Here is a 2,249-nt window from a genome sequence, read left to right as displayed (position 1 = left end):
ATACCATACTCATAGAGTTGTTGCATTCGACTAATAATTAAGTGCTATATTTTTGTTTGAATATCACGGAATCCATTGCATAAAGCAGTTAGACTGGACGTTACCCTATCTAATCATGGCCTGTGAGCAGAAGTTCAACAAACTCATTCACTTTGGTCATCTTGCGGACTAATGGGTATAGCTATTTGATGCATTTGGTATTAATATTCCCGCCTTTTTGTAATGAGAGACACACCATGTCAGAAGCAACTAACAGCGAAAGCAAAAAAATCGATCTAGCCAGCATTTCTCCAGAGCTACGTAAAGTTATCGAATTTGACGAAGTTCCAGAGCAAATGTTCGAAATGGTTACCTCTATCCATGAAGTGTCTGAAGAAGCGGTACGTGAATCATGGGACGAAATGCCAGCAAGCGCACAGAACATTCTAGACAACTTTGAACAGTTTCATGCTCTAGTTTCTGTAGGCCAAGCATTCGCTGGTATTAATGTGATGGAAGAGTTTCCTACTCTTAATCTGCCAGAAAACATGACAGATGAAGATAAAGAAGAATACCGTGCTCAACTACTTGATAATGTGCTTCACAACTGTGTGAAAGACATGGTTAAGCAACTTAAGAAAGCACGTCGTGACCCACTTCTTAAGCGTGAATTCAAAGAAGTATTCGCGAAGTAATTCCGACATTCTTCTAGTAACAAAGGCCGCACTTTGCGGCCTTTTTTGATCATGAAGCGTAAATCAGTCTAAACGGTTAATGAGGCGCTAGTGCCATATCTTTTTGTGTCACACTGACACCTTTAATTTGTGCAAAAACACGGCGACCAACTTTTAGGTTGAGATCATCAAGGGCCCACGGTGTGATCGTTGCCCACAAATAACATTTCTCGTCTAGCTTGAGTGATACATTAATACTCTGCTTGTCATCGGCTGCATTAAACACCTCGATGGAATCGACAATAGCAGGCAAAATATTTCGAATCGACGTCGCCTTGGACTGCTCGAGCGTGATAGAAACGTCGTTGGCACGCACTTGCAAGCGTATTGGCGTGTCTGGTGTTCCGTCAATCTTTTGCACCCACAGGAATACATTAGGTGCAAGGCTGATACAAGTCAGTGCATAACGTTCATGATGTTCAGCAATCCGGCCTTCAAATAAGCTGCTTTGCTCTGAGAAAGATTGCCATGGGCGCATAGCATGAGAAGCCCACACTTCCTCAAGCTTACCTGAACTCGAAATTTTACCTTGGTCAATAATTGCAAGGTGCTGAGCAAGCCTTAAAATTTCCTGGAGACTGTGTGTGACATAGATAATAGGAATATTTACCTTCTCCGACAACTCCTCAAGAAAAGGCATTACCTCACGCTTTCTTGGCATATCGAGTGAGGCAAGTGGCTCATCCATCAAAAGCAAATTGGGTTTAGATAGCAATGCGCGCGCAATCGCAACACGTTGCTTTTCACCACCAGAAAGTGATACCGGAAAGCGCTTTAGTAACGGTTTGATAGACAAGAGTTCGGTGACTGCATCAAAATACTCGTCATCTTTTTCTTTAACGCCATATAACAAATTGCCTTGAACCGAATAGTGAGGAAACAAACGTGAATCCTGAAACACATAACCAATACCACGCTTGTGCGTTGGTAGGTTGATTCCCTGTTCACTGTCAAACAAAACATGCTCACCAACCGCAACATACCCTTGCCTTGGAGTGACCAATCCGCTGATGATGTTAATCAACGTCGTTTTACCTGCACCAGATCGTCCAAACAAGGCACTAATTCCGTTACAAGGTAACTTAAGTTTGATGTCGAAGTCAGTCTCACCAAGCATTTGTTTAAATTGGACTTTAATCGTCATTGCTTCGCACCCAATCTGCTTGCCGCTTTACGATTTAGCCATTCAGAGATCATTAATGTAGACAAGGCTAACGCGATAGAAATGATACACAGACGAGCCGCCTGCATTTCTGCACCTGGCGTTTCAATAAAGTTGTACATTGCCAGCGGAATCGTTTGGGTCTCACCCGGAATGTTAGAGACGAAACTGATCGTCGCCCCGAATTCGCCAAGACTACGAGCAAATGACAGCATCGTGCCCGTAATAATTCCGGGAATGGTCAGTGGTAACGTGACGGTGAGAAACACTTTTAAAGGAGAAGCGCCTAACGTAGAGGCTGCGTGCTCCAATTTAGGGTCGACGCTATCTAAGCTTAGGCGTACTGAACGAACCATCAAAGGCAAAGCCACGAC

Annotated in this window: 3 protein-coding genes; 1 reads left to right on the top strand and 2 read right to left on the bottom strand. The window is 43.5% G+C overall.

The features are described from left to right. Nucleotides 1–236 precede the first annotated feature (236 nt). The gene (locus CAG68_RS06495) at nucleotides 237–674 is read left to right on the top strand and encodes a DUF3069 domain-containing protein (protein ID WP_005376232.1); all 438 of its coding nucleotides are present in this window, start codon (nucleotides 237–239) and stop codon (nucleotides 672–674) included. Nucleotides 675–750: 76 nt separating this feature from the next. Here CAG68_RS06495 and modC read toward each other — a convergent pair whose 3' ends face one another. Both modC and CAG68_RS06485 read right to left on the bottom strand, forming a co-directional pair. Then, nucleotides 751–1,857 carry a molybdenum ABC transporter ATP-binding protein ModC gene (gene modC / locus CAG68_RS06490; RefSeq protein ID WP_161440936.1) on the bottom strand — a complete coding sequence of 369 codons (1,107 nt, stop codon included), beginning with the start codon at nucleotides 1,855–1,857 and terminating at the stop codon, nucleotides 751–753. Continuing rightward, nucleotides 1,854–2,249, bottom strand: a 396-nt coding sequence (locus CAG68_RS06485; protein ID WP_161440935.1) for an ABC transporter permease subunit, incomplete at its 5' end; no start/stop codon positions are given. The genes modC and CAG68_RS06485, both read right to left, overlap by 4 nt.

The organism is Vibrio sp. V42_P2S4T144 (assembly GCF_009904715.1).
Classification (GTDB): Bacteria; Pseudomonadota; Gammaproteobacteria; order Enterobacterales; family Vibrionaceae; genus Vibrio; species Vibrio alginolyticus.
The sequence above is the reverse complement of the archived record's forward strand: the minus strand, read 5'-3'. Positions and strand labels throughout refer to the sequence as shown.